At 58.0% G+C, this 20,979-nt stretch carries 24 protein-coding genes and 1 tRNA gene; all 25 read right to left on the minus strand.

Annotation, left to right across the window (positions count from 1 at the left end; genetic code table 11):
• Nucleotides 1-10 precede the first annotated feature (10 nt).
• Nucleotides 11-181: a hypothetical protein gene (locus J3D60_RS22970; RefSeq protein ID WP_253492929.1), complete on the minus strand. Its 171-nt coding sequence runs from the start codon at nt 179-181 to the stop codon at nt 11-13.
• A 1,253-nt stretch (nt 182-1,434) separates the two neighbouring features.
• Nucleotides 1,435-1,659: a hypothetical protein gene (locus J3D60_RS22975; RefSeq protein WP_253492931.1), complete on the minus strand. Its 225-nt coding sequence runs from the start codon at nt 1,657-1,659 to the stop codon at nt 1,435-1,437.
• 411 nt (nt 1,660-2,070) lie between these two features.
• The gene (locus tag J3D60_RS31380; RefSeq protein WP_367399671.1) at nt 2,071-2,919 is read right to left on the minus strand and encodes an HNH endonuclease; all 849 of its coding nucleotides are present in this window, start codon (nt 2,917-2,919) and stop codon (nt 2,071-2,073) included.
• Between the two features lie 531 nt (nt 2,920-3,450).
• On the minus strand, nt 3,451-4,233 hold the full coding sequence (locus J3D60_RS22985; RefSeq protein ID WP_253492933.1) for a hypothetical protein: 783 nt from the start codon (nt 4,231-4,233) through the stop codon (nt 3,451-3,453).
• A gap of 263 nt (nt 4,234-4,496) precedes the next feature.
• Nucleotides 4,497-5,570, minus strand: coding sequence for a hypothetical protein (locus J3D60_RS22990; RefSeq protein WP_253492934.1), 1,074 nt, complete (start codon nt 5,568-5,570; stop codon nt 4,497-4,499).
• A gap of 257 nt (nt 5,571-5,827) precedes the next feature.
• A complete protein-coding gene (locus J3D60_RS22995) occupies nt 5,828-6,250 on the minus strand; it encodes a hypothetical protein (protein WP_219266394.1) in 423 nt (140 codons plus the stop codon).
• A gap of 48 nt (nt 6,251-6,298) precedes the next feature.
• The gene (locus J3D60_RS23000) at nt 6,299-6,901 is read right to left on the minus strand and encodes a tail assembly protein (protein ID WP_219266395.1); all 603 of its coding nucleotides are present in this window, start codon (nt 6,899-6,901) and stop codon (nt 6,299-6,301) included.
• Between the two features lie 12 nt (nt 6,902-6,913).
• Nucleotides 6,914-7,294: a hypothetical protein gene (locus J3D60_RS23005; protein WP_253492935.1), complete on the minus strand. Its 381-nt coding sequence runs from the start codon at nt 7,292-7,294 to the stop codon at nt 6,914-6,916.
• 106 nt (nt 7,295-7,400) lie between these two features.
• Nucleotides 7,401-8,009 (minus strand): hypothetical protein, encoded by a 609-nt coding sequence (locus tag J3D60_RS23010; RefSeq protein WP_253492936.1) that lies wholly within the window; start codon nt 8,007-8,009, stop codon nt 7,401-7,403.
• A complete protein-coding gene (locus J3D60_RS23015) occupies nt 8,006-8,314 on the minus strand; it encodes a hypothetical protein (RefSeq protein WP_253492938.1) in 309 nt (102 codons plus the stop codon). The genes J3D60_RS23010 and J3D60_RS23015 overlap by 4 nt, the downstream gene beginning before the upstream one ends.
• Before the next feature lie 336 nt (nt 8,315-8,650).
• Nucleotides 8,651-10,453 (minus strand): DUF927 domain-containing protein, encoded by a 1,803-nt coding sequence (locus J3D60_RS23020; protein ID WP_253492939.1) that lies wholly within the window; start codon nt 10,451-10,453, stop codon nt 8,651-8,653.
• Nucleotides 10,440-11,321, minus strand: a complete 882-nt coding sequence (locus tag J3D60_RS23025) for a toprim domain-containing protein (protein WP_253492940.1) — start codon at nt 11,319-11,321, stop codon at nt 10,440-10,442. The genes J3D60_RS23020 and J3D60_RS23025 overlap by 14 nt, the downstream gene beginning before the upstream one ends.
• Complete coding sequence (locus tag J3D60_RS23030) at nt 11,318-11,545, minus strand: hypothetical protein (protein ID WP_253492941.1); 228 nt, start codon at nt 11,543-11,545, stop codon at nt 11,318-11,320. Before J3D60_RS23030 ends, J3D60_RS23025 begins: the two co-directional genes overlap by 4 nt.
• Nucleotides 11,538-11,825 carry a hypothetical protein gene (locus J3D60_RS23035; RefSeq protein WP_253492943.1) on the minus strand — a complete coding sequence of 96 codons (288 nt, stop codon included), beginning with the start codon at nt 11,823-11,825 and terminating at the stop codon, nt 11,538-11,540. The genes J3D60_RS23030 and J3D60_RS23035 overlap by 8 nt, the downstream gene beginning before the upstream one ends.
• 106 nt (nt 11,826-11,931) lie before the next feature.
• Nucleotides 11,932-12,441, minus strand: a complete 510-nt coding sequence (locus J3D60_RS23040) for a hypothetical protein (protein ID WP_179678238.1) — start codon at nt 12,439-12,441, stop codon at nt 11,932-11,934.
• Nucleotides 12,438-12,701 carry a hypothetical protein gene (locus J3D60_RS23045; protein WP_253492945.1) on the minus strand — a complete coding sequence of 88 codons (264 nt, stop codon included), beginning with the start codon at nt 12,699-12,701 and terminating at the stop codon, nt 12,438-12,440. The genes J3D60_RS23040 and J3D60_RS23045 overlap by 4 nt, the downstream gene beginning before the upstream one ends.
• 472 nt (nt 12,702-13,173) lie before the next feature.
• Nucleotides 13,174-13,848 (minus strand): KilA-N domain-containing protein, encoded by a 675-nt coding sequence (locus tag J3D60_RS23050; RefSeq protein WP_253492946.1) that lies wholly within the window; start codon nt 13,846-13,848, stop codon nt 13,174-13,176.
• On the minus strand, nt 13,845-14,150 hold the full coding sequence (locus J3D60_RS23055) for a helix-turn-helix domain-containing protein (protein WP_253492947.1): 306 nt from the start codon (nt 14,148-14,150) through the stop codon (nt 13,845-13,847). The genes J3D60_RS23050 and J3D60_RS23055 overlap by 4 nt, the downstream gene beginning before the upstream one ends.
• Nucleotides 14,151-14,402, minus strand: a complete 252-nt coding sequence (locus J3D60_RS23060; protein WP_253492949.1) for an AlpA family transcriptional regulator — start codon at nt 14,400-14,402, stop codon at nt 14,151-14,153.
• 114 nt (nt 14,403-14,516) lie between these two features.
• Nucleotides 14,517-15,512 (minus strand): hypothetical protein, encoded by a 996-nt coding sequence (locus tag J3D60_RS23065; RefSeq protein ID WP_253492950.1) that lies wholly within the window; start codon nt 15,510-15,512, stop codon nt 14,517-14,519.
• 106 nt (nt 15,513-15,618) lie between these two features.
• Nucleotides 15,619-16,824 (minus strand): integrase arm-type DNA-binding domain-containing protein, encoded by a 1,206-nt coding sequence (locus J3D60_RS23070; protein WP_253492951.1) that lies wholly within the window; start codon nt 16,822-16,824, stop codon nt 15,619-15,621.
• Between the two features lie 208 nt (nt 16,825-17,032).
• A tRNA-Phe gene (locus J3D60_RS23075) sits at nt 17,033-17,108 on the minus strand.
• A gap of 103 nt (nt 17,109-17,211) precedes the next feature.
• Nucleotides 17,212-17,484, minus strand: a complete 273-nt coding sequence (locus J3D60_RS23080; RefSeq protein ID WP_027605083.1) for an oxidative damage protection protein — start codon at nt 17,482-17,484, stop codon at nt 17,212-17,214.
• On the minus strand, nt 17,481-18,548 hold the full coding sequence (mutY, locus tag J3D60_RS23085) for an A/G-specific adenine glycosylase (protein WP_253492952.1): 1,068 nt from the start codon (nt 18,546-18,548) through the stop codon (nt 17,481-17,483). The genes J3D60_RS23080 and mutY overlap by 4 nt, the downstream gene beginning before the upstream one ends.
• A complete protein-coding gene (locus J3D60_RS23090) occupies nt 18,545-20,755 on the minus strand; it encodes an AsmA family protein (protein WP_253492953.1) in 2,211 nt (736 codons plus the stop codon). Before J3D60_RS23090 ends, mutY begins: the two co-directional genes overlap by 4 nt.
• Nucleotides 20,756-20,979: the final 224 nt, after the last annotated feature.

Raw genomic sequence — 20,979 nt, forward strand, 5'->3', positions numbered from 1 at the left:
GATTTCCTGCTTACCAGTGGGTTTTTTTTGCCCGCTCCAGAATTTGCTGAGTCGCGATCTCATGGTCAGTTTTTTTCTTTTTCAGGGCGAACGCGTCTGTGTAAATGACTGCTCCTTTAGAGGCGGCTTCAGGAGCCACCTTTATCGCCCCAATCGATTCTGACTTTTCTTGATTTCGCATTTTATCTCATCCGGATGAGTGAAAAGGCTTGCGCCTCACAAATCTCTATGCTAGCGACCAGTCTGGTTGCACGTGCAGAATAATAGACTGTATAGCTTAATAAGTATCGGGGATCGCGACGAAACCGTTAATTATTTTTCGAATGCTTTTGCACCATTGAGTGCGGGATTGATTCACGTTCCTCGGTCAGAATAGCCCATATAACCACTATGCACTGACGGGATACGCTTTCTGTCTCATGCTTCGTGACCATGGTCGCTCAAGCCTATGCTTTCCTTTTCTACTTCGATTGACTTGTAACCCTCAGCGCATGCTTGAACGAGCTCAGAATTAGCATCCTCAATGCGTCGCTCTGAGGTCCTTGCTTTGGGTGTGAGCACGATGTTTGTGCCTATGGCAGCATTGGGCTGCATTCAAACTGCGAGCTTCGAGAAGGGCAAGGCCTTGATTCCCGGGCAAACAACCACGGCTACCATTCAGGTATGGGAGGTGCCGCGAATCTACCGAGATCCCGGCTGATGCTGGCGCCAGAACGAATCAGGGCGTGCAGATGATCTGCCGATGATACCAGTTGGTGGTAACCACTACCCTGTAGCAGGGTGGTGCAGTGTAAGGTACAAAAATTGAGCCAAAATCATAATTAAATCGCGCCTGCTCCGACCTGCTGTCAGGTCGCTGGAAGCCCCGGAAAATACTAGACGAGCATCTAGCGCCAGCACGCCACCTTTGATGCTGGAAGCGGAGCATTGCTTGGGCTGCGGGCAACTGCCCCTTGTTCTGTCGTCGGGAATCCGTCTAGTGCCTGTCTAGTATTGCCTGGCGCGCTAAGCATTTTTCTGGCCCGGTATTTCACCACCCCATCGCGCCAGGATATTGATCGAGCATCCACCTTGACGGCCGCCTCCCAAATTTTAGACGGGGCTGGTGCTGGTCAGGCAGCCCGAATGCTCGCAAAGCCTTGAGCTGCGTGGCTTTCAGCGCGCCAACCGCTGACGGCGCCGGATAAATCCGTCAAGACCTGTCAAGAATTTCGTCAAGGCTGGTCAAGGTTTATGGCCGCGTTTGCCGGGTTCGATCGTGTGCTACTTGTCCCGCAAGTGACTGCCGCGGTTTACCCCTGTTTCTGGACGAGGTAGCTACCCGGCCGCATGCCCGATCCGCCGCCAGCCTTTGCTGGCTTTGGCCCGCGGACCGAGTTGGATGAACTGCGGCCTCTCCAGCCGTCCAGAGCCTGTCCAGAATCCTAGCCTGCGTCACGACTGCCCCAGACTGCCGGCGACGGTCAGCTCAGCAATGCCCTGGCGAATGAACACCAGGTTATCGTCGAGCGTTTCGAGCGCGCCGCGGACGTTGTTGGCAATGTCTGCCGATCCGCGTTGCTCGACCCAGTTGGAAAGCTCCTCCACCGCGGCGGCCAGGGCGAGCTGGTTTTGATTGAGGCGGTCGAACAGGCTGGCGATCAGTTTGGTGTCCGTCATGGTGGCTCTCCGTGTTTCGAGGAAGCGTAGCACCGGCGCCGTGAACGCCTGGAATCACCTTTACGTGGTGTGCGTCTGCCGGCGGCAAAATGCCCTGGCGATGTGATACGGGATTTCCCCGCGTCTAACACGTTAACCCCGCCCGCGTTGGCCGATGGGCGTTCTCAGGCGGCCACGCCCGCCGAATCCGTCTCATGCCTGTCTCACATTCGCCGGCGATTCGGTAAAGGCCAGGTAAAAGTAGGTGGGTCGAAAGTGCCGTATTCGTCTGGGGTCTGTCAGGGGTATCAGTCGCCACCGTGTGCTTGTTTGACGGGCTGGCCACGCAATAAGCCTCAGACGCCCACCCGGCGTGGGTTTGGTCTGATGGCTACCTCGCATTCCGTCAAAGTGTGGTCAAAGTGGAGAGAACTATAGTGCCGGATCTGGCTGGCGGCCGTGGTGCCGTTCCCGGTGACAGTTCGGGCACAAGGCTATGGCGTTAGCTACGGTATCGTGTCCTCCGTCAGCTAAGCGTTTGACGTGGTGAACCTCCAAGTAGAGGCTCCCATCCGGCCGCTCAAATGGGGCGGGTGAGCGACACCCCTCACAGGTTCCGTTCGCCCGAAGCTGAACCTCAGCTACGACATCAGGATTACGGCGGAATGTTTTTACTATGAGATGCCTTGCTTTAGGAACAGGGTTGGCTTGCTCAAGACGATTGGCTCGTTTAGCAGCAGTGTCTGCAATTGACTGAGCTACCTGCTGCGAAAATAGATCGTCTTCATCGGAGAGCTTAACCATAGGTGATAACCCTGGCAGTAGCTCCTCGTATAGAAGACGTAGCGATGAGTTTTCGGCCAGCTTGGTAGATTCAAAAGAGTCGAGATACTCAATGTGTCCACTCAACGACTGCAACGCGGGGAGCAGGGCTGAAGCGCCTACGTTAGTAGTCAAATGCAAAATCATGTACCGGAGCGCCTCTACTTGAGGTGTCAGCTTGAGGGTTCTGCCGCTGCGCAGACCATCATATGCGCGAAGGTAGGCATTTGCGGTCTTTGTTTTGAAACCGAAGTCATTTTGTAGCGCCCTCCGAGCCTTAGCATCTGTGGTTTTGAGATTCCAAACATCGGCCCCCAGGCGACACGCCGCCTGATACATATCCTCTGTTACCTTCGTCCTTGGCATATCGGTTCTGCTCAGAAAAAGTCTAGCCATGATCATATCTGAACGCTCAGGTCTGGAGATGAGCCGCCAACGATTTAACTCAGCGCGCGCCATATGCGGCAGTTCCTAAGTACGGTCGTTTGGGTAGGCGATTCTGCCGGTTGCCAGTGGGAACCACTGCAAAACCCTGGAAACCACAGTGGAAACCAGCGCCTGGCAACCATAACTTTTGATAACAGGGTGGCGGCCTGGTTCGCACCAGGTTCGCGTTAGGGGGTGCGAACCTCAGTGCGAACCTGCTGCCAGTACGCACCAGAATGCGTACCCACCGTGCGTACCGATCCGCGTACTTGCTGTGCGCAATTTGCGCAGTTACTGCGGATTCCGATGGCGAGCCGTCGCTGGAGCTGTGGAGCCTACATGCCGGCCTAGGCATATCACGCGGCCCAGTGCGTGAATACGTTGCGTGAAGGGTGCGTGAAACCTTGCCGTGGGAGGGCTTCGCGCATTGACCTGGTGCGCGACGGACGTGCGCGAAAGACTGCGGGAAAAGAGGGCCGCCGCGTCTGGTCACTGCCCTAGGTATCCGCGTCGTATCAATGCCAATCGGTGGATACCAAAGTGGATATTCATTGGAGCAGTGTTCTACACGCTCGGTTTATGCTGCTTGGAACCCTTCCATTTGAACGCATTTAACACGTCAGAAAGTAGCCCCTGAAGGGCCGCCATAGACTCCGGCGAGACATCGACCTCTCCGTAATGACCATCAGCCATTGTTGAGCCGTATTTTGATCCATTCAGGCTGTTCAGGATCAAGGCACCGCCGGGTGCCTTGATCATTTCATTATCTACTGGCTTCAAAACCAGAGGTTTGCCACCGACCCCAAGGGCACGCGCGCGGTCTTCTAGGTGCTGTGCTGAGTTCCGGACACCTCGTAGGCTTGGAAACGAGATTGCCATTTTCTTGTGGGTGTCACCTAGTTCGGCTGGAGCGTTTTCAGTTATTGCCAGAACTCCCAGAAATTTGTCGAAACCATCAAGTGCGTATAAAAAGGCGCGCGCATAAAGAAATGACACGTTGTGCTCGTACTCTCTGGGAGTCGCCCCTCTCGCCCACTGCTCCCGTTTAAAGCGCACGTCAGTTTCAAATCGGATTTCTTCCCAGTTTTCATGGAGGTTCATGCCTCCCTTTTCCAGCTCAACAACCTGTTGGATTTCGCTACGAAGCTGTGCGTCTCGTTCCCATTTCTCTCGATTCAATCCGGGTAAGGTCCGGGCCTGTTGTGAGCTCGAAAATAGGTTCAGCGCTAAATTGGCTTCGAAAAACTGGGATTGTAGGTTGTCCAGCAGTCCACCAACCTTCCAAGACCAGTCCCGGTCCTCATAGTCCAACCAGGTGCCAGGGACCACGAACTCGAAAATATACATAGACACCTCGATATGCTTAACGAACGTGTCGCAGTGTAGTCAGGGTTTGCCCAGATTTTGTACCTGTTGATTGAGCTGGTCAGCGCCAGCGACTTAACAAAACTTAACCTTTTTTCAGGTCGAGAACCTGTCAAAGCCTGTCATCGGGCGATCACTGAAATCTGACAAAATCTAACATCGGTTCGTAGGCAGGCCCAGCGCGACGTTGACACCCAAGAAATCAATAGCAATTGATAAGTTCTCTCCTTGATAGGAGTTAAACATCACTCGCCATTTGTATGCGTCTTAAGCTTTTGTGCAATAACTTGCACTTGACTTCCAACACACAACGCTACCTCTAGCGTGAAGTGAACGCCTTCCATTACATCTTTCGATGCGCCAACCTTACTCAGGAAATTAAGAGTATGACTAAACCGCTCTTCATGGGTTGGATGGGAGTCACTGAGAATAGGCTCCTCATCGACAAGGATCGACTTTACCCGCTCGCATGTATGTAGCGCGTAGAAAAGCAATAACGGGCCGATAAGTTGAAACGCGAATGGGTTTTTGTTCCTGACCCCATATTCAGTCGATATAGCAAGACCAATAGCATCACACTCAAGTTCATGACTCTTAGCGTCTTGGCCAGGCCTAATTCCGGATGTCTCAGGGTAATCCTCGTGAGCTAGGAAATGACCGATCTCATGGCCAATAGCGAATATCTCCATGGCGTTCACCAGCAAGGTGCGAAAGGCTGTCAGATCATCATCTTGTGCCATTCGACCGAAACCTACCAGTGAGCCAGAATGGGCATATCGTAATGAAAGCCTAGCTGCATCCATGATTACGTTCCCCTGAAGAAGCTTTTGAACTATAGCTTCGGGCGAGTTTCGTTCTTCCTCCGGCAGTTCAGCTACCTCAGCGATCGCCGAAGAAAATACCTTTGACCAATAGTTGCAAAAGGAGAACGTGCCTTGGCCTGCGAAGAGAAGGTGCTCCGCTGATGACGCTAGTGCTACTGGGGAAGGATCTAAACCGGGGGAATTGACAAATTTTACAGGGTTTTTCAGTTCAATCTTATTTTTCTTACATATATCGAGAGCAATCTCTACTAGCGGTTCGAAAATTTCCTTCGCAAAAAAGCTGTCATATTCACCTTGATCCTCGTGTTTCAGTATGGACGTTGCGAGAGTTTGCAACCGATCGCCGTCTGATTTACTAAGCGAATGCAACTGTTCAGAAAGCTCGACCCGATTTTCTTCAAACCATACTTTTCGTCCTTTCCAGAACGCGTCTGAACCTTCGGGCGCTAACTGACGTTGAAAGTACTCTATATAACGTTGGTTTTCGTTGTCCATACGGGCTGCTCACAATGACCATGACTAAAGGTTGTAGGGGGAAGAAATCGTTTTTTCTAAGGTGCTAGGTTTACTCCACACGAGTTGTGCTGGACATTGAAGTTCTCAAAGTACGCTGGAGCGCGCTAGCGCGCTTTCCTTCGCAAATGATGTGACTTAAGCATTCTTGCCACGAGATAGACGATTTGGTCTGAGTGAGACCATATCGTCTGTCTCAAAGCGTGACAAAGCCGCTCGGAGGCGGCCCTATCTTTCCGTTACAGCGTGGTGGGGAGAATGTCTAAAACACCGTCACCGCTCGTTGATATGCGGTAGTTTTTCACCTTTCCGTCCGTGACGATTGCCTCTCGCTCTTGCCTGTCAGCACCCATCCCGCAGATGCCGCTTCCTTGGTATGCCGCGCCGACAACAACCGAGCCAGCAGGGACGTGGAGGGCAACCCTTTCTCCGGGCTTGAGTAATGCGGCCACTTTTCCATCTACGAAAAGGCCCACCGAGCAAAGACTTCCCGTATGGCCAGAGTCTCGGGTTACCGACAGTGTGCCGGTACCTGGGGAGCTCGTCTGATATGCGAGAACCCTTTCATGAGGTACCGCAACAGCGGTTTTCGTGGGTACCGGAGAAGTAGCACAGCCGGCCATCAGGGCAACCAGGGCGGCAACAGCGGTAATTTTCAGCATGAGAGCTCCTTTCCATGAGGCGGCCACTTTAGCACCGCCCCGTGGCTCCTACATCTGGTCTTCGGCGTAGATAGCGGCGCTGATGATCGCGCCTCCTACCCGTCGCTTGCCGTAGCAAAGCGGAACAGGGTTGCCTGATGCGGTGGTGTTCTTGGCGCTACCGAAGGCGTAGCCGGGTGTGTTCTCGGGCGCAGCGCTGGTCTTCAGGCCGCCGGCCTGAGGGCTGAGCATCTGAATTATCCCGCCGATGGACATTGCAGCGCCTGCCGAATACAGAAAAGGTGACGCGGCAGCGAATGGGGTGAAAGACAGCACGTATGCTGCTGCAATCAATATCCCGCCAACAATGGTTTGAAGAGAGCCTGCGCGCTTACTGCCGGTGATCACGGGCGCAATTATGATGTCGCCTGCGCCCTGGAAACCCAGCTCCGTCTCTCCGACATTCTTCTTGCCCACGAACACTGCAAACTCCAGACCTCTCGACTTGGCGTTGGAGATAAATCTCTCGAGCCCGGGGATCTGCACGCATAAGGCTTTTATGGCTTCCGCCGGCGTGCGGACGGCGAGCGGGTAAGACTTTCCGAATTGTCGCAACTGCGCGCAGAGCCTGATGTTTCTCATCGGGGTGTATTCAATCGAAAGTGCGGCCATGATTTGTTTCTCCTACTTGTCGCTGGTGGTGTGGGTTGGTACTTCGGCGCCGATCTGCATGGCGAGCATCATTCGGGATGCCATGGCGTCGTCACGGATAGCCTTTTCGCGGCGCGGGTCTGGATTCCACGCCCAGCAATGGGTTGACACAGACGCTCGAGCGAACGGCTCTATTGGCTTCATCAGATCTGCTGCTATACAAGCCTCGTCCTCGGTGTAATACGGGCCATCGATCTCCTTACGGCCACCCTTGACGATGTGGTCAACGCCCCAGACGTAATACCCCGCCACCGCTTTCGGATTGATCACGAAGTCAGTCACCTTGCACGCTTCGGCGAAACGCTCCCGGTGCGTGGGCGCCTGGCCCGCTGTGTTGTTGTCTTGGTCTGTCATGGTTTCCTCTGTGCGCCGCTGGCGCTGGTCATGGGCGGGTGCCCGGTGGTGTTACTCGGTGTCGCGCCACGTTTTCGTGATTCGCAAAACGTGGCGCGGAAAATGGTCATTTGCCGACGATGCTCAGGGCGGGCGGCAGCTTTGGGCCGTATGGCGCACCAGGGGCGAATGGGTCGGGCAACTGGTCTTCTGGGCATTCCCTGATGAACCGGATCATGGCCGCGTGGCAGGCTTGATACAGCGGGCCACCGGCGCCCCATTCGTCGCTCTTGCGGTCGGCGCTGTCCTCTAGCTGGGATATGTACGCCACTCCGCGAAGGCTGGTATCACCGTCTGCGCTGGCCTGCTGGCGATGTACTGGGTTGGCGCCCAGTAGGTCACACATCTGGTCGAAGCCCAGCGCCTGCGCCAGCCCCTCGCGGTCGAACATCAGTGATTGGCCAAACCCTGCGAGTGCGCTCCACGCTCCGCTGCGGGTGGCTTCTTGGTGTTCCAGGGCTCGCTCCTCCAATTCAGCAATGGCCTGTCGGGTGAAGGGGAGGAATGCTTTCAACTTGCCCGCCTGCCGGCGAAGAGCTCGCCGTTCACTGCGGATAACGTCGAGCTGGTCAGCAATGGCGCGACAGATTCGCCGGGTGGTGATGAGCTGCGTGGCAGCGCTGATGCCGGGTTTCATTCCGATGTTGCACAAGCGGGTGATAAGGCTGGGCGTCATTGGTGCGCCTCCATAGGTGTGTTGTCGTAGCTGGCGCGCAGGTGGGCGCCAGCCGTGCAATGGCGGCCGGTGGGTGCGTAGCAGCTCCGACAAACCATGATGTGGTTGAGGTACTGGTCACGGGCTTGCCGCCATTCGGGCGTGGCAGTGGCGGCGCTTGCGTGTGGGCTTGTGATGAGCCTGGGAGTGCGCTCGACAGGGTTGGCCAGCACCAGGCGTGGGCGAGGCCGACTATCCATTTTTGGCGTGTCGGTACTGGCAATGGCTGGCGGCATGTGATCGAGCAAGCCGGAAAGGAGACTCATGGCGTCACCTCGGCCTGATTGCTCCATTGCCCATATGTGTCTCTAGAAAAAAATCGGGGGAACGGGGGAACAGTGGGAACAGCCAATGTTTCCGGGGCTTTCAGAGGGGGTTTCTGTTCCCCACGTTTTATTGTGGGGAACGGTGATAACCAAATTCTGGAAAACGCAGACACGCTTATATTCAAAAACATGTTTGTGTTCCCCCTGTTCCCCATACATTCAATAAGGGGGAACGGCCGCAGCCCACGGTTTTACTGGCTGTTCCCCCGTTCCCCCTGTTCCCCACGTTTATAGGTTCCTGTGAACTCGGGCACTCATACTTGGTGGATATGGTGCTCATGCGCCGCCCCCTTCGCTGTCCATGGCTTCTGGATCGATCACGTACAGGCGCGCCGATCCGCCGGCGGGGATGCGATATTTTTTGGTTTTGCGGCTATCGCGATCGGTGTCGCGTTTGGCCAGGGCTCCGCCGACCTCCAGTGCCTTGACCACGCGGGTGAGACCGAACCCATGGGCGGCCTCAATCAGCGCGGACTTGTTGAACAGATAGAGCCGCTTGCCGGCCACCAGCTCCCAGTACCCGGCGCGGTTGAATACCTTGGCGTCCACCTCCGCTGCGTCGACATCGGAGAATCGGCTGCTGCCGTGCTTGTCGATAAAATCGATGATGCCGGCCAGGATCTGGCGGTCTTCTGCGTTGCCCCCGCCGACACGAGAGAGCCATTCCCCGTAGAGCAAACGGCAGTCGGAGAGGGCGGTGCCGGGCGCCCAAGGGAGCAAGCCGTAGGCGATGGCCATTTCGCCCGCCAGTGCGATCACGGCGAACCGATCAGCCACGCGGCCGGCCTGGGCGTTGTCCTCGACGAACTGGGCGCGGATGCCGTCAAAGTCACTGAGCAGCCCGGGCTTATCGTCGTCGGCGACTAGGCACTCCACAAACGCTGGCCCGAGGTGGCCGTGGTGGGCGCCGACCGCCACGGTGAGCTGTCGGTGAAAGTCCGCTCCCTCAAGCCCGTGCAATTCGTCAAAGGCTCGGTGTGTCCGAGTACCGGCGTTCACGTCGACCATGCGTAACTCGGCGCCAGCGTGTGCGGCATTGCCGGATATAGCCGCGTGCTCAGAGAGGGAGCGCTCGCCGCTGGAGAGTGTCAGCAGGCGCCAGCTCAATTTGGCGCGGCCTTCGCGCTCTCGGGTCATGGTGCCTTTGCCCTGGCCGTTGGCGAGGGAGTAGGCCATTTCCTGTACGCGCTTGGGGTCGGCGCGCTTGATCTCATCCAAGGGCAGGATGGTGTCATTGCGGCTCGACGCCTCGATCTCCAGGCCGCCCTTGGTCATGTCCCAACTGGCGGCGAACACGCCCGGATCGCCCCATACCGACGATCCGATCAGTTGCGCCAGCGACTTACCGCTCGAGCTATCGCCCACCAGGTGAACACCGCCACCTAGCACGCCGACCAAACTCAGCAGTGGGCCAGCCAGCGAGCAGCCGATCGCGAGTGTCAGCACCGGGTTGCCCGCGCACTTGGCGGCTACCTCCGATTGCCACAGCGCCAGCTCGCCGCGCCGGCTGAAAAGTACCTGAGCCTTGTTGCTGGCCTGGTACCGCACATTGGCGCTACCGATGGTTCGCCCAGGCAGCACGAACGCTCCCGATTCATGCCAGCCCGGCCGGCTGGTGGTGGCAAACACTTCTGCAGGATGCTGGTCGAGCAGGTACTCCATGAACGTGCCGCGTTTCTTGAGGGCTATAATGACGCCCATCCCGAACAAAGCGCGCCGGGCGTCCTCGCCGCTGCCGCCGAACACTTCCATGGCGATGATCCATTCCTTGATACCGCCCTCTGTGACCAGGCGCAGCAAACGGCCTTCGCTGCCATCGTCGCTGTTGGTGGTGCGGGCGACGACGGTGACGGGGCTGGAGATCCACTCATCAGTGATAGGCCGGTCGCCGGTGTCGCCCTCGGCGTCGTCCTGGTCAGCGGCGGCGCGCTTGAAGCTATGCCAGTAAACGCCCGGGCGCAGCTTGCGGCCCTTCTCATTGATCACCCAATGCTCATACACCGCCCAGCAGGGGCGATCTGGCGCAATGGTCGCGGCGTCCGGCCGAAGGTTGATCACGTTGGTGTCAGGCTTGGACATGGGCGAGTTTCCAGTTGGCGAGGTCGTTGAAGTCGGTGAGGTCATCGGGGGCGCCTTCCGGCCACTCAGGGAAAGCCACTTTGCCACCCACGGCCGCCGCCGCTGCGTTTGCCGCTGCGCGTCCCGGGTTGCCATCGGTGAGCCGGTCGTCGTCGCCGGCGATTACGATTGGCTGGCCCGGATAGCGAGCGCGAAGTGCCGTCGCCGCCGGGAGCAAGTTGCCCGCGTTCATGGCAGCGGCAACGACATGGCCGCCGTGCTGGTGGAGGCTGGCGGCCGTCGCCCACCCTTCGCAGATGCAAAGCACAGAACCTGGCTCGATGATGCCCAGCGGCGAATAGGTGCCCTTGATCCGGCCGCCGAACAGGAAGCGCTTGTCGCCGTCCGGCCCGATCCTTTGCAGGTTGACCAAACGCCCATCCAGGTACAGCGGGATCAGCAGGTCCGCGCCACGCTGGCGCAGGCCGTAGGAGCGAACCGCCTTGGCGACCAAATACGGGTGTTCGGGTGAGGCGCGGCGCGCATTACGCCACCAGTGGTTAGCCTTCTCGGCGGCCTGCTGCTGGCGCCGGTGTTGCTCGGCTTCGCGCTGACGCCGGGCCTGGTCGACCCGCTCGCGAATTTGGGCCGCTTCGCGGGCGTCAACCGGTTCGCGACTGCACCAGGTGCTGGCGCCACCGGCTTTCCAACTGCCGAACGCGCCGGATGCAATGCCGTCCAGGTACAGCACATACCAGCCGTTGAGCGAGCCAGGCTTATCCTCCGGCACACGGAACCTGTGGATTGCACCGTCGGGCTCTGGTAGCCAGTCGAGAGGGCCATAGACGGCCTGGAGCGCATCACGGAATAGGATCGTTGCGTCAGTCATGCTGCCCCCTTCGGTGGGGTAAACCGCTTGGCCAAGTTCTCCAGTTTCTGAGTCAGGCGCTCCAGCTCATTGCAGTGGCGGCCTTGGTCACCCTCTGAGATTCGTAGCTCCAGGAAGCCGATCAGGGTTTCCACCAGCAACGCATAGCTGGCGCTGTCGATGTGGGCGCCAGTGGTTGGCGGCACGCTGCCGCCTTTGCGTTTGATCGGAGTGACGTTACCCATGGCTGACCTCCCGGCCACCAGCGCCAGCAAAGGCCCGGCAAACTTGACCGTTGTTCACGCCGTGCCAGCGGGTGATTTCGTCGATTGAGTCAACCAGACAGGCCGTCACCTGAGCGCCAGCACTGCGCATAACAACGCGCCCGCACTCGGCGTCGGCCTCGGTCAAGAACGGTCCCAGCAATGCCTTGGGCACCTTCGGATGCGTGACGTAAAACAGTTCGGCGGCTTTTTTCAGGCAAGCCGATCCCGTCGACGCAGATGCGCCGTTTTGAATTTTCATGCTTAACCTCTTAGGTCAGGGCGTCGGCGCTTCGCGTGAGTACGCGGTGGCTTTGGACAAAATGTGAGGCTGATAAAAAGGATCGAATGTGAACGCATGTGCTGGCTCATAGGGCGACCTCGCGGTATTCCTGAGCGCCGCCCAGGTCGTCCGATCCGAATAGGGCTTGATTGACGGCCTTCCGGCTTTCCAGCATCAGATCGTGTTCATCGTGCGTGCCGACGCCCGCCGCCACCCAGTCAGGCAGTTCCTTGCGGCGCCGCATCTCGTTCAAGTGCGTCCACCACCGGGTAGCGTGTGTACGCTCGGCAGAAATCGCCTCGGCCACCTCGTTACTGCGCTGGTCCAACAGGTAGTGCGGCAATGGCGCTGCCTTCTGCGCCTCGCCGTTCGCATCATCCAGCTCGTTTTCCATGCACTCACACCACTGGTAAACCTTGGTGTTCCAGTGGGTCATCTCGATAGTGCCCAGTTGCGCGAAGGCGTGAGGCGTGCTGTCTTCGGGGAAGGTCTCAAGCATCAGCGTGAAGATTGCGCGCACGCTTTCGAACGCGCTGGTCACTTCATACAGATCCTGCACGCCGGTCTCGGCTATTTCCTTGTAGGAGCGGCTCATAGGTCACCACCGGCGCCCAGGCCAGCGCACCCGGACAGAGCGGCGGAGATTGCCTCGCGGTTGCAATCGGCGGTGTTGGCGCCGTCAGCTGCTAGGTTCCACGCGACATCTACCAGATTGCGGACGTGCTGACTCGTACCCCTGTCTGCCAATGCGGCATAGAGAACGGCCTCAACTTTGCGCAGGGCGATCTGGGCGCTTTCGAGATCCTCAAGCGTGTCGTGGGCGATCTCTTGGATCGTGCGGACGGGAGTATTCATCGCGCACCCTCAGCAGACTCCAGCGTACGAGCGATGGCCATATGGGAGTTGTAACGGGCGAGGCGAACGGAAAGTGATGAGTTTGCGCGGAGGGCGCTCAGGGCCATGCGGCGTTGAGCAAATGCGCGAATCGCAGACGGATTTAGGGCGGGCATACGTGGAGCTCCTAACGTAAAGAGGGAGCTGCCACGTTCGTTACCAAGCGAATGGGTGGCAGCTGTGCGCAGGTTGGTAAACCGGGACGTTAGGAACCCGGCAGGCACGAATGCCTCCCACGCACAGCCGCCATAACACGTAACTGCGGGCACAAAAAAAGCGCCTGCAATCGTAATGGGGGCGCTGTTGCGCCTAACGTTCAGCGGGTTACCAAGCCCGGTCGCTGAATTTGCAGCGACGGGCAAACCATACCGACGAGCGCGATTGCTTGCAACAAAACTTATCGACCGTTTATCGCTGATCATGAGCGTAGCTGTCATACCGCAACACTCCGGAGGTGCTTGGCCGTTAGGCTTTGGACATAGCGCAGTAGGGATGCTTTGCGGGCTACGAAGTCCTTGCCCTGGCCGATCAGCAGCACGTCGCGGATCTCGATCAAGGTGACCAGCACCAGCTCATGGGCGCTGAGCTCATCGCGATTGCGGCCGGCGAATTGCCCGGTGATCGCCTGGTTGATCAGTTTGGCTTCGTTGATGAAGTGGTGGCGCTGGGGAGTCTTGCCACTCTCCTCATGAGCGATTGCCAGAGCCTCACACAGACCGCGATAGCCGACGGCCGATTGCTGGCGGGCCTGTTGCCATTTGGCCTGGTCACCACGTACCAGAGCGTCGATCTGCTCGTCGCACCAGATCTCAAAGTCCACAGAGAGCCAGCGGGCGAATTTCACAGCCAGCTTCGGATGGAGCCAGGTACCGCTGTTGGCAGTATTGCCTCGACGGGTCGTAACAAGAGTAATGCGGGATTTTCCCGTATTACTCTCAATCATCCTGCTCGCCAGTTTCTCTATGTACTCCTCGGTGGAGCCGAGACGCAGCCACTCGTTGGGAACCTTATCGAAGCGGGCGGCTGCAACGGTCGCGTTGATCCAACCGTCAGCATTGAAGTTGATGACCTGGCCCTCGTATGAGAGGGGGACAACACGGGTGCTCATGCCGCCACCTTTGCGCCAGGTTCAGCGATCAGTGTGTAGACGGCAACACCACGGTGGATGCGGCCCCACTCGTCCGTCATCGTGATTCGGTTGGTGATGATCTTGTAGCCGGCATTGCGCAAGTCGCAGATACGGGCACCAGGACGGCAGATGTTTAGCTCGCGCATGATGGTGAACGTGTCAGCAGGCCCCTTACGAAGACGCGGAACAAGCCGTACTAGTTGGGCGTGGTTACTGGTATCGTAGAGGTGCGTTTTTTCTGGGCTGGCCTTATTGGGTTGGCCTTTTTTTTGGGCGGTCATCTAAGCCGCCTCCGCTCGCAGAGCGATAAGAGATTCGCACCAATTAATAACCTCGGCCTCAATCCACACGGCCGACTTCGGCCCCAGCATTACCTGCTTAGGGAAGCGTCCAGCGGCAATACGACGATAGATCTCTGATGTGGAGAGAGTGGTCAGGGCTTTGACCTCGCTTAGCTTTATGAAGCGTCGAGGCGGCTCACTTGCTTGGGTGGGCTGTTCTGGTTTGCGAATAGGTTGGGCTTGAGTTGCCATCGTCTGCGCCTCCTGGGGCGTTGTTGGTAATCGACGATGCCAATGCTAGAAGGGGCTTTATCCACAGAAAATTAGGTGGGTATTTTTAATCTGGTTATAAGTTTTATGACTAGATTATTTTTTTGATTTTGGAGGGCGACCAGGCAGGCTTGCTCCGTCGGGAATTCCGGTCATTTGCTTCAGCCACCTCACTACAGTCGATGTAAGCTCCGGCATCGCACCTGCATGCTCAGGCTCGTTGGCAATCATGTGAATCTTTATGAAGTCTGCCATATCGCCAATACGGTAATCCTTGAAGTCTGGAGACGCCCACAGCTGCGCTGCCATTTCATGCACCGCCACAATTGCACGCTCTTTAGCCGGTTGACGGCGCGGCCCCTTGGTTTGTTCGCTCGAAATCTCTAACTTTTCCTGCAGCTTTTGGATTTCTAATCTTTGGGACTGGATGGTTCGCTCTTTCGCTGAAAGCTCCATCATGCTTAGCCGATCTCTGGATTCCAAAACAGTTACTTCGGCATTTCTGGCGAGGGCGATCGTTTCAGCTTTTTCAGCCCGAGCTAATGCTATTTCCAACTCAATGGTGAGTTTGCTGGCTGACTCGTTTGCCTTTCTCTGATCATTTTGATGCTTGAGCCATTTGCGAAGTTTCTTATAGCCGTCTGCGCTCATCGGCGCAGGTTGGTCAACCCAACTAGCAGCCCGCCCAGAATTGACCGCTTGGACGACCGAGAGTGTTTGGTTGGCTGCTGGCTCTTGTAGGGCAGAATTTATGGCCGCTGACTCCGATGCGGCTGCGAGCTGGCGAGATATCCAACTCCTCTCCACAAGAACTCGGCTAGATTCGACTGCCCCGTTTTCTGTATGAAGCAGCACAGGAACGTGCTTGCCAGTTGCCGCCATAAGGTATTCGCCAATGTCCTGATATGTGAGGGCAATATCAGGGTCTGGCTTGCCGTTCTTGATTACGCATATGGTGACCTGGTTGAATTGAGATTCGGTGTCTAAAACCCCTAGCATCAGGTGCGCAAACGCCTCCAGCAGTGCTGGGCGCCCTGCTTTGATGGAAACGCAGGCTGCTTCAAGCGATATATATTCCTTGGGTGAAAGCATTCCGCGCCTCTGCCATCCCGTGCCACTAGTGGATAAAATCACAGTGCCAGAATGTTAACAGCAAACTCCAACCAGTCCCAAGCAAACTCGCCCCTACGCCGGAACACTAAGCTTTGAGCTTAATACTCACGACATTGGCCCCTGCGCATAGCACATCTATCGAGTCTGCCCACGCTTGCATCATTTCCCGACGCTGCTCGACATAGGCTGCATGGTTGTAGGTGCCGCGTATTTCGTCGGAATCACCATGGGCAAGCTGGCGCTCTATCCAATCTTTGTTGTACCCACGGCCATTTAGCTCGGTGCTGAGCAAGTGGCGGAATCCGTGGCCGGTCTGACGTCCTTCGTAGCCCATGAGGCGAAGCGCTTTGTTGACGGTGTTTTCACTCATGGGGCGCTGAGGGTTGGCGCCAGCAAAAACTAGCTCATATCGCCCGGTGACCTCTTGAAGCAGGCGCAAGATCGCAACAGCCTGGCGGGGCAGGGGGACGATATGAGGACGGCGGGCTTTCATGCGTTCTGCTGGAATTGTCCAAGTGGCGCGCGCCAGGTCGAACTCTGTCCAGGGGGCTTGGCGAAGTTCGCCTGGACGAACGGCCGTGAGCGCCAGCAAGCGGATGGCGTACCGGGTCAGCGAGTGGATATTCGCGGCTTCGCTCTTTGCCAGCAGCTCTGGGAGTTCAGCATAGGTGACGTGCGGATGATGGCGTGCAGCTTTCGGAGGCGCTGCTACCACACTCAGATCCGTGGCTGGGTTGGCGTCAACGACACCCTTTGCCAGCCCGTACCGAAATATCTGGTGTAGCCATTGACGGATCTTGCCAGCGGCATTGAGCGTGCCTCTTGCCTCCACCTTACGCACCAGCTCTACCAGGTCGGGCCGGGTGATCGCTTTTACAGGGCGAGAACCAATACCTGGAATCAAATCATTCTCCAGGTACAGCTTGGCCTTGTAGGTTGTACTTTCTGCCCACCGTGGGGCGTTATAGGCGAACCACTCACGAGCCAGTGTCTCGAAAGTCAGTCCGTCGACCTTCTGTGCTTGTTTGGCGGTTTTTTTCTGCTCGCCGGGGTCTGTGCCCTCAATCAGTAGCTGGCGTGCCCCATCGCGAAGCTGACGAGCTTTCAGCAGGGTGATCGATGGGTATGCGCCGAGCGCCAGCATCTTCGCGCTGCCGTTGAAGCGGTACCGATAGCGCCACAGCTTGGAGCCTGTCGGGGTCACTTCTAGGCACAGGCCATTGGCGTCGGTCAGCCTGTAAAGCTTGTCCTTCGGCTTGGCAGTGCGGATGGTGGTATCTGAGAGTGGCACGCAGCCTCCTTGCAGGCCGCACCAGGCGGGCGTATTGCCGCCCTGGTGTGAGTAGATTTCTAGACCGAACTGGATCTACTCACGAATCTACTCACATATGTTTGGGCTTACAAGGGAGCGGTTGGGAACCGTAGAAAGCAAAAAACCCGCACTAGGCGGGTTTCTTGGGTGCTTTCAGGTGTGCTTGGCATCACCTGAAAACGAAAGGTGGTGCCCAGAGACGGAATCGAACCGCCGACACGGGGATTTTCAATCCCCTGCTCTACCGACTGAGCTATCTGGGCAACGGGGCGCATTAAACGGGTTTTTCAGGGGGTCGTCAAGCAAGTTTTCAAAAAATATTTAATTATTACCGTCGCTTACGTGCCGACCCCGATTTTTGATCAATTATTGAGCAGGCGGCACGTAGCCGTCAGCCTTGGCGTAATCCTCGCCGGAAAAGAACTTGTCCATTTCGCCTGACAGGTATTTACGGTCTTCGGCGTTCATCATGTTCAGGCGTTTTTCATTGATCAGCAGCGTCTGGTGTTTCAGCCAGTCGCCCCATGCCTGGGCGGAGATGTGATCGAAAATGTCCTGGCCCTTCGCACCTGGGTACGGAGGGCGTTCCAGGCCTGGCAATTCTTCGTTGTACTTGCGGCACATTACGGTGCGGGTCATGACGACTCTCCTGCGTTCAATACATCGGCCGCGCGTTTCAGCAGTTTCTTTACCGGGGCGGCAAGGCCCAGGCGCGGCGGGGTGGCGAGGTTATACCAGAGCCAGTCGGCCTCGGCCACGTGATGGGCGGATTCCTCGACCTGCACCAGCCAGGGTTCGATGGCCAGCTGGAAGTGGCTGAAGGTGTGGATCAGCCCCGGCAGTGGCTGGTGCTCGCCCAGCTCGAGTGCGTGCTGGTTGGCCAGGTGTTCGAGGTCTTGCAGGTCGTCCAGTTCGGGCAGGCTCCACAAGCCGCCCCACAAGCCGGTGGAAGGGCGGCGGTAAAGCAGGATGGCGCCTTCGGCATTGGCCAGCATCGGCATCAGCGTGCGCTTCTGCGGGATGGTCTTGCGCGGCTTGGGGATCGGGTAGCGCGTCTCCAGGCCGAGCATATGGGCTTCGCAGTTTTTTTCCAGCGGGCACAGCAGGCAGCTGGGTTTGCTGCGCGTGCAGAGGGTGGCGCCCATGTCCATCATCGCCTGGGTGTAGGCGTTGACACGATCATGGGGTGTGAAGCGCTCTGCGGTCGCCCACAGCTGCTTGGCCACCTTGGGTTCGCCGGGGTAGCCCTCTTGTGCGGTGAAGCGCGCCAGCACGCGTTTGACGTTGCCGTCGAGGATCGGTGCGCGCAGGCCCATGCTCAGGCTGGCAATCGCGCCGGCGGTGGACAGGCCGATGCCGGGCAACTCAGTGAGTTTTTCCACATCCCTGGGAAAATCGCCGCCGTACTCGGCCACGATGATTTTCGCGGTCTTTTGCAGGTTGCGCGCCCGAGTGTAATAACCCAGGCCGGTCCACAGGTGCAGCACTTCGTCCTCCGGCGCGGCGGCCAGGGCTTCGACCGTTGGCAGGGAGGCCATAAAGCGGTCGAAGTAATTGAGCACCGTGCTGACCTGGGTCTGCTGCAGCATGATCTCCGAAACCCACACCCGGTAAGGCGTGATGCCCTGCTGCCAGGGCAAGTCATGGCGGCCGTGGCGGTCGTACCAGTCCAGCACCGCCGTTGAAAACTGCTCGTTTTTCATCGTTTGAACAGGCCTTTCAAAGCATCTTTGAGCTGCGGATTGACCTTGTCGAGCTTCTCTTCCAGCTTCTCGCTGAGCTTGTTGCCGGCCGCCTTGATCGCGACCTGGCTCAGGCCGTCCTTGTCCAGGCGGCAGGCCTTGGCACCGAGTTCCAGCGGGCCACGGCAGCGCAGCGGCACTTCGATGCCCTGGAAGTTGGCGCTGACTTCGCAGGCCGGGTCCGGTACTTCGCGCTGGTCGCCTTCGACGATGATGCCGACGCGGTAATCCATGCCCAGTACGCGCAGGTCGACGTCACCGTTGCCATTGACCGCCAGCCCGGGGATGCGCACTTTCAGGTCGGGGTTGTTGGCGACGCCGTTACGGAAGGTCAGGTTGCCCTTCAACTCCTGGAACGGTGTGTCCTTGCCGCGTTGTTCGCCGCTCAAGGTCTTGCGGTTGAGCAGGGCGATACCGGTGCACAGTTGTTGCTCGAGGTTGGCGTTGAGCAGCACGCCGTTGTTGATCACAAAGCTGGCGGTACCGTTGAGGCTGTCTATCAGGGCTTTCTGGCTATTGCCGCGGCCGCTGAGGTTGCTGTCGAGGGTGACCTGGCCTTTCACCGGCGGCGTTTGCCCCTGGGCCTGCAGGATGCGTTCGACCGGAACCTGCCTGATCCGGCTTTGCAGGGCCAGCAGCGGAATGTCCTGGCGCACGTCCAGGTTGCCGTTGGCCTGGAAGGTGCCGTTGTAGAGCTCGCCGCTCAGAGTGTCGAGCTTGAGTTGGCCGTCGACGCCGGACGCTTTCAGCACGGCATTCTGGATCGGCAATTTACTCAGGGTCAGTTGGCCGAAGGCGAGGTCGGCATTCACATCCAGCTTGCGCAGGTGGGCCAATGGCAGCAGTTTGTCGGTGCTCCAGGCGCCTTTTGTCGGTGCTTCCGGCAGTGGCGTGGTGCCCCCGGCCGCCATGGCGCCGGCTTCGCTGTTCTGCACTTCGGCCTGGCGGGCGGCGGTCGCGCCCTTGGCGGATTCGGACTTAGCCGGCAGGTAGTTGTCGGCGTTGAAGGTATCGCCCTTGAGCTGCACGCGCAGCGCCTGCTTGGCAAAGTCGTCGACGGCGATACGACCGGTAAAGGTGCTGCCATCGAGTTTCAGGTTCAGGTCTTCCAGCGCCAGGCTGGTCGGCGTGCCCTTGAGGCGGCTGACCAGCTCGACCTTGCTCAGGCTGCCCTCGGCCATGGGCGGCAGCGGGTTGCCGACGCTGTCGAGGAACTTGGCCAGGTCAAACTGGGCGATGGACAGCGCGCCGCTGAGCTGCGGGGTCTTGTCCAGGTCGTTGACCTTCAGCTCGCCCAGGGCGCGCAACTGGTTGGCCGAGAGCTTCAGGTTGGTCCATTCGGCGATATTGGCCGCCTGGTCCACCAGTAGCTGGCCTTGTGTGGAGAAGGTCACGGTCTTGCCTTGCAGCGGCTCGCCAGTGGCTTCGCCGGTGACTTTCATGTCTTCGAACTGGTAGCGCTTGAGCGCGCGTTCGATACGCAGGTTGCCGTTGAGCTCGGTCTTGACGCGCATCACCGGCTGGTTGCTGCCGAAGAAGGCGGTGAGTTTCACCGGGATGCTTGCACCTTCGTGCACGGCGCCGGTGCTCAGCTGGATGCTTTCGGCGCTGAATTGCTTGCCGGTCTGTTCATCGTTGTATTCGACGCGGGCGTTGTTGACCGTCAGGCTGTCGATATCCAGGCGGATCGGCTTGGACGGTTTTTCCTCTTCGGGCTCGGCAGGCGCTTGCGCCGGCGCGGGGGTTCCGGCAGTTGTCACCGGTGCGGTCTTGCCGATGTCTTCCCAGTTGCCATGGCCCTGCTTGTCGCGGTTGAGGCGCAGGTTCAGGCCTTCGACCCGCACATCGCTCATCTGTACTTCGCGACGCAGCAGCGGCAGTACGCGCACCGACAGGCCAAGCATTTGCAGGTCGGCGAAGGGTTGGGTCGGCGTGGTCAGGGTCGCCACGCTGGCTTCGTGCAGTTCAAGGCCGAGCCAGGGGAACAGGCTCCAGCCGATATCGCCATTGAGCGTCAGCTCGATGTGGGCCTTGTCGCGGGCAATCTGGCGAATCTCGTCTTTATAGTCGTTGGGATCGAAGAGATGGGTCAGGGCAAAGCCCAGAGCCACAATGATCAGCAACAGCCCGAGAAGTACCAGACCCAGGATTTTGCCGAACGCTTTCATGGGCGAGTCCTTGTATGTCGATTTCAAAATTTAGCCGCAGAGTATAACGCCCGACGGCCTGCGTCAGTTCACCGATCGTTACATTGTATCCACAGGTCGGGAAGCGGGTTTTTGACGCCAATAAAACCGAAAAATCGCAAAAAGATGATGTCATTTTGGTTTTTCTGTCATCCGCTAATGCTAATCTTCAGCCGTTCGTTCGCCTTCTGCGACTTATCGTCGCG

The organism is Pseudomonas sp. S3E17 (assembly GCF_024168685.1).
Classification (GTDB): domain Bacteria; phylum Pseudomonadota; class Gammaproteobacteria; order Pseudomonadales; family Pseudomonadaceae; genus Aquipseudomonas; species Aquipseudomonas marginalis.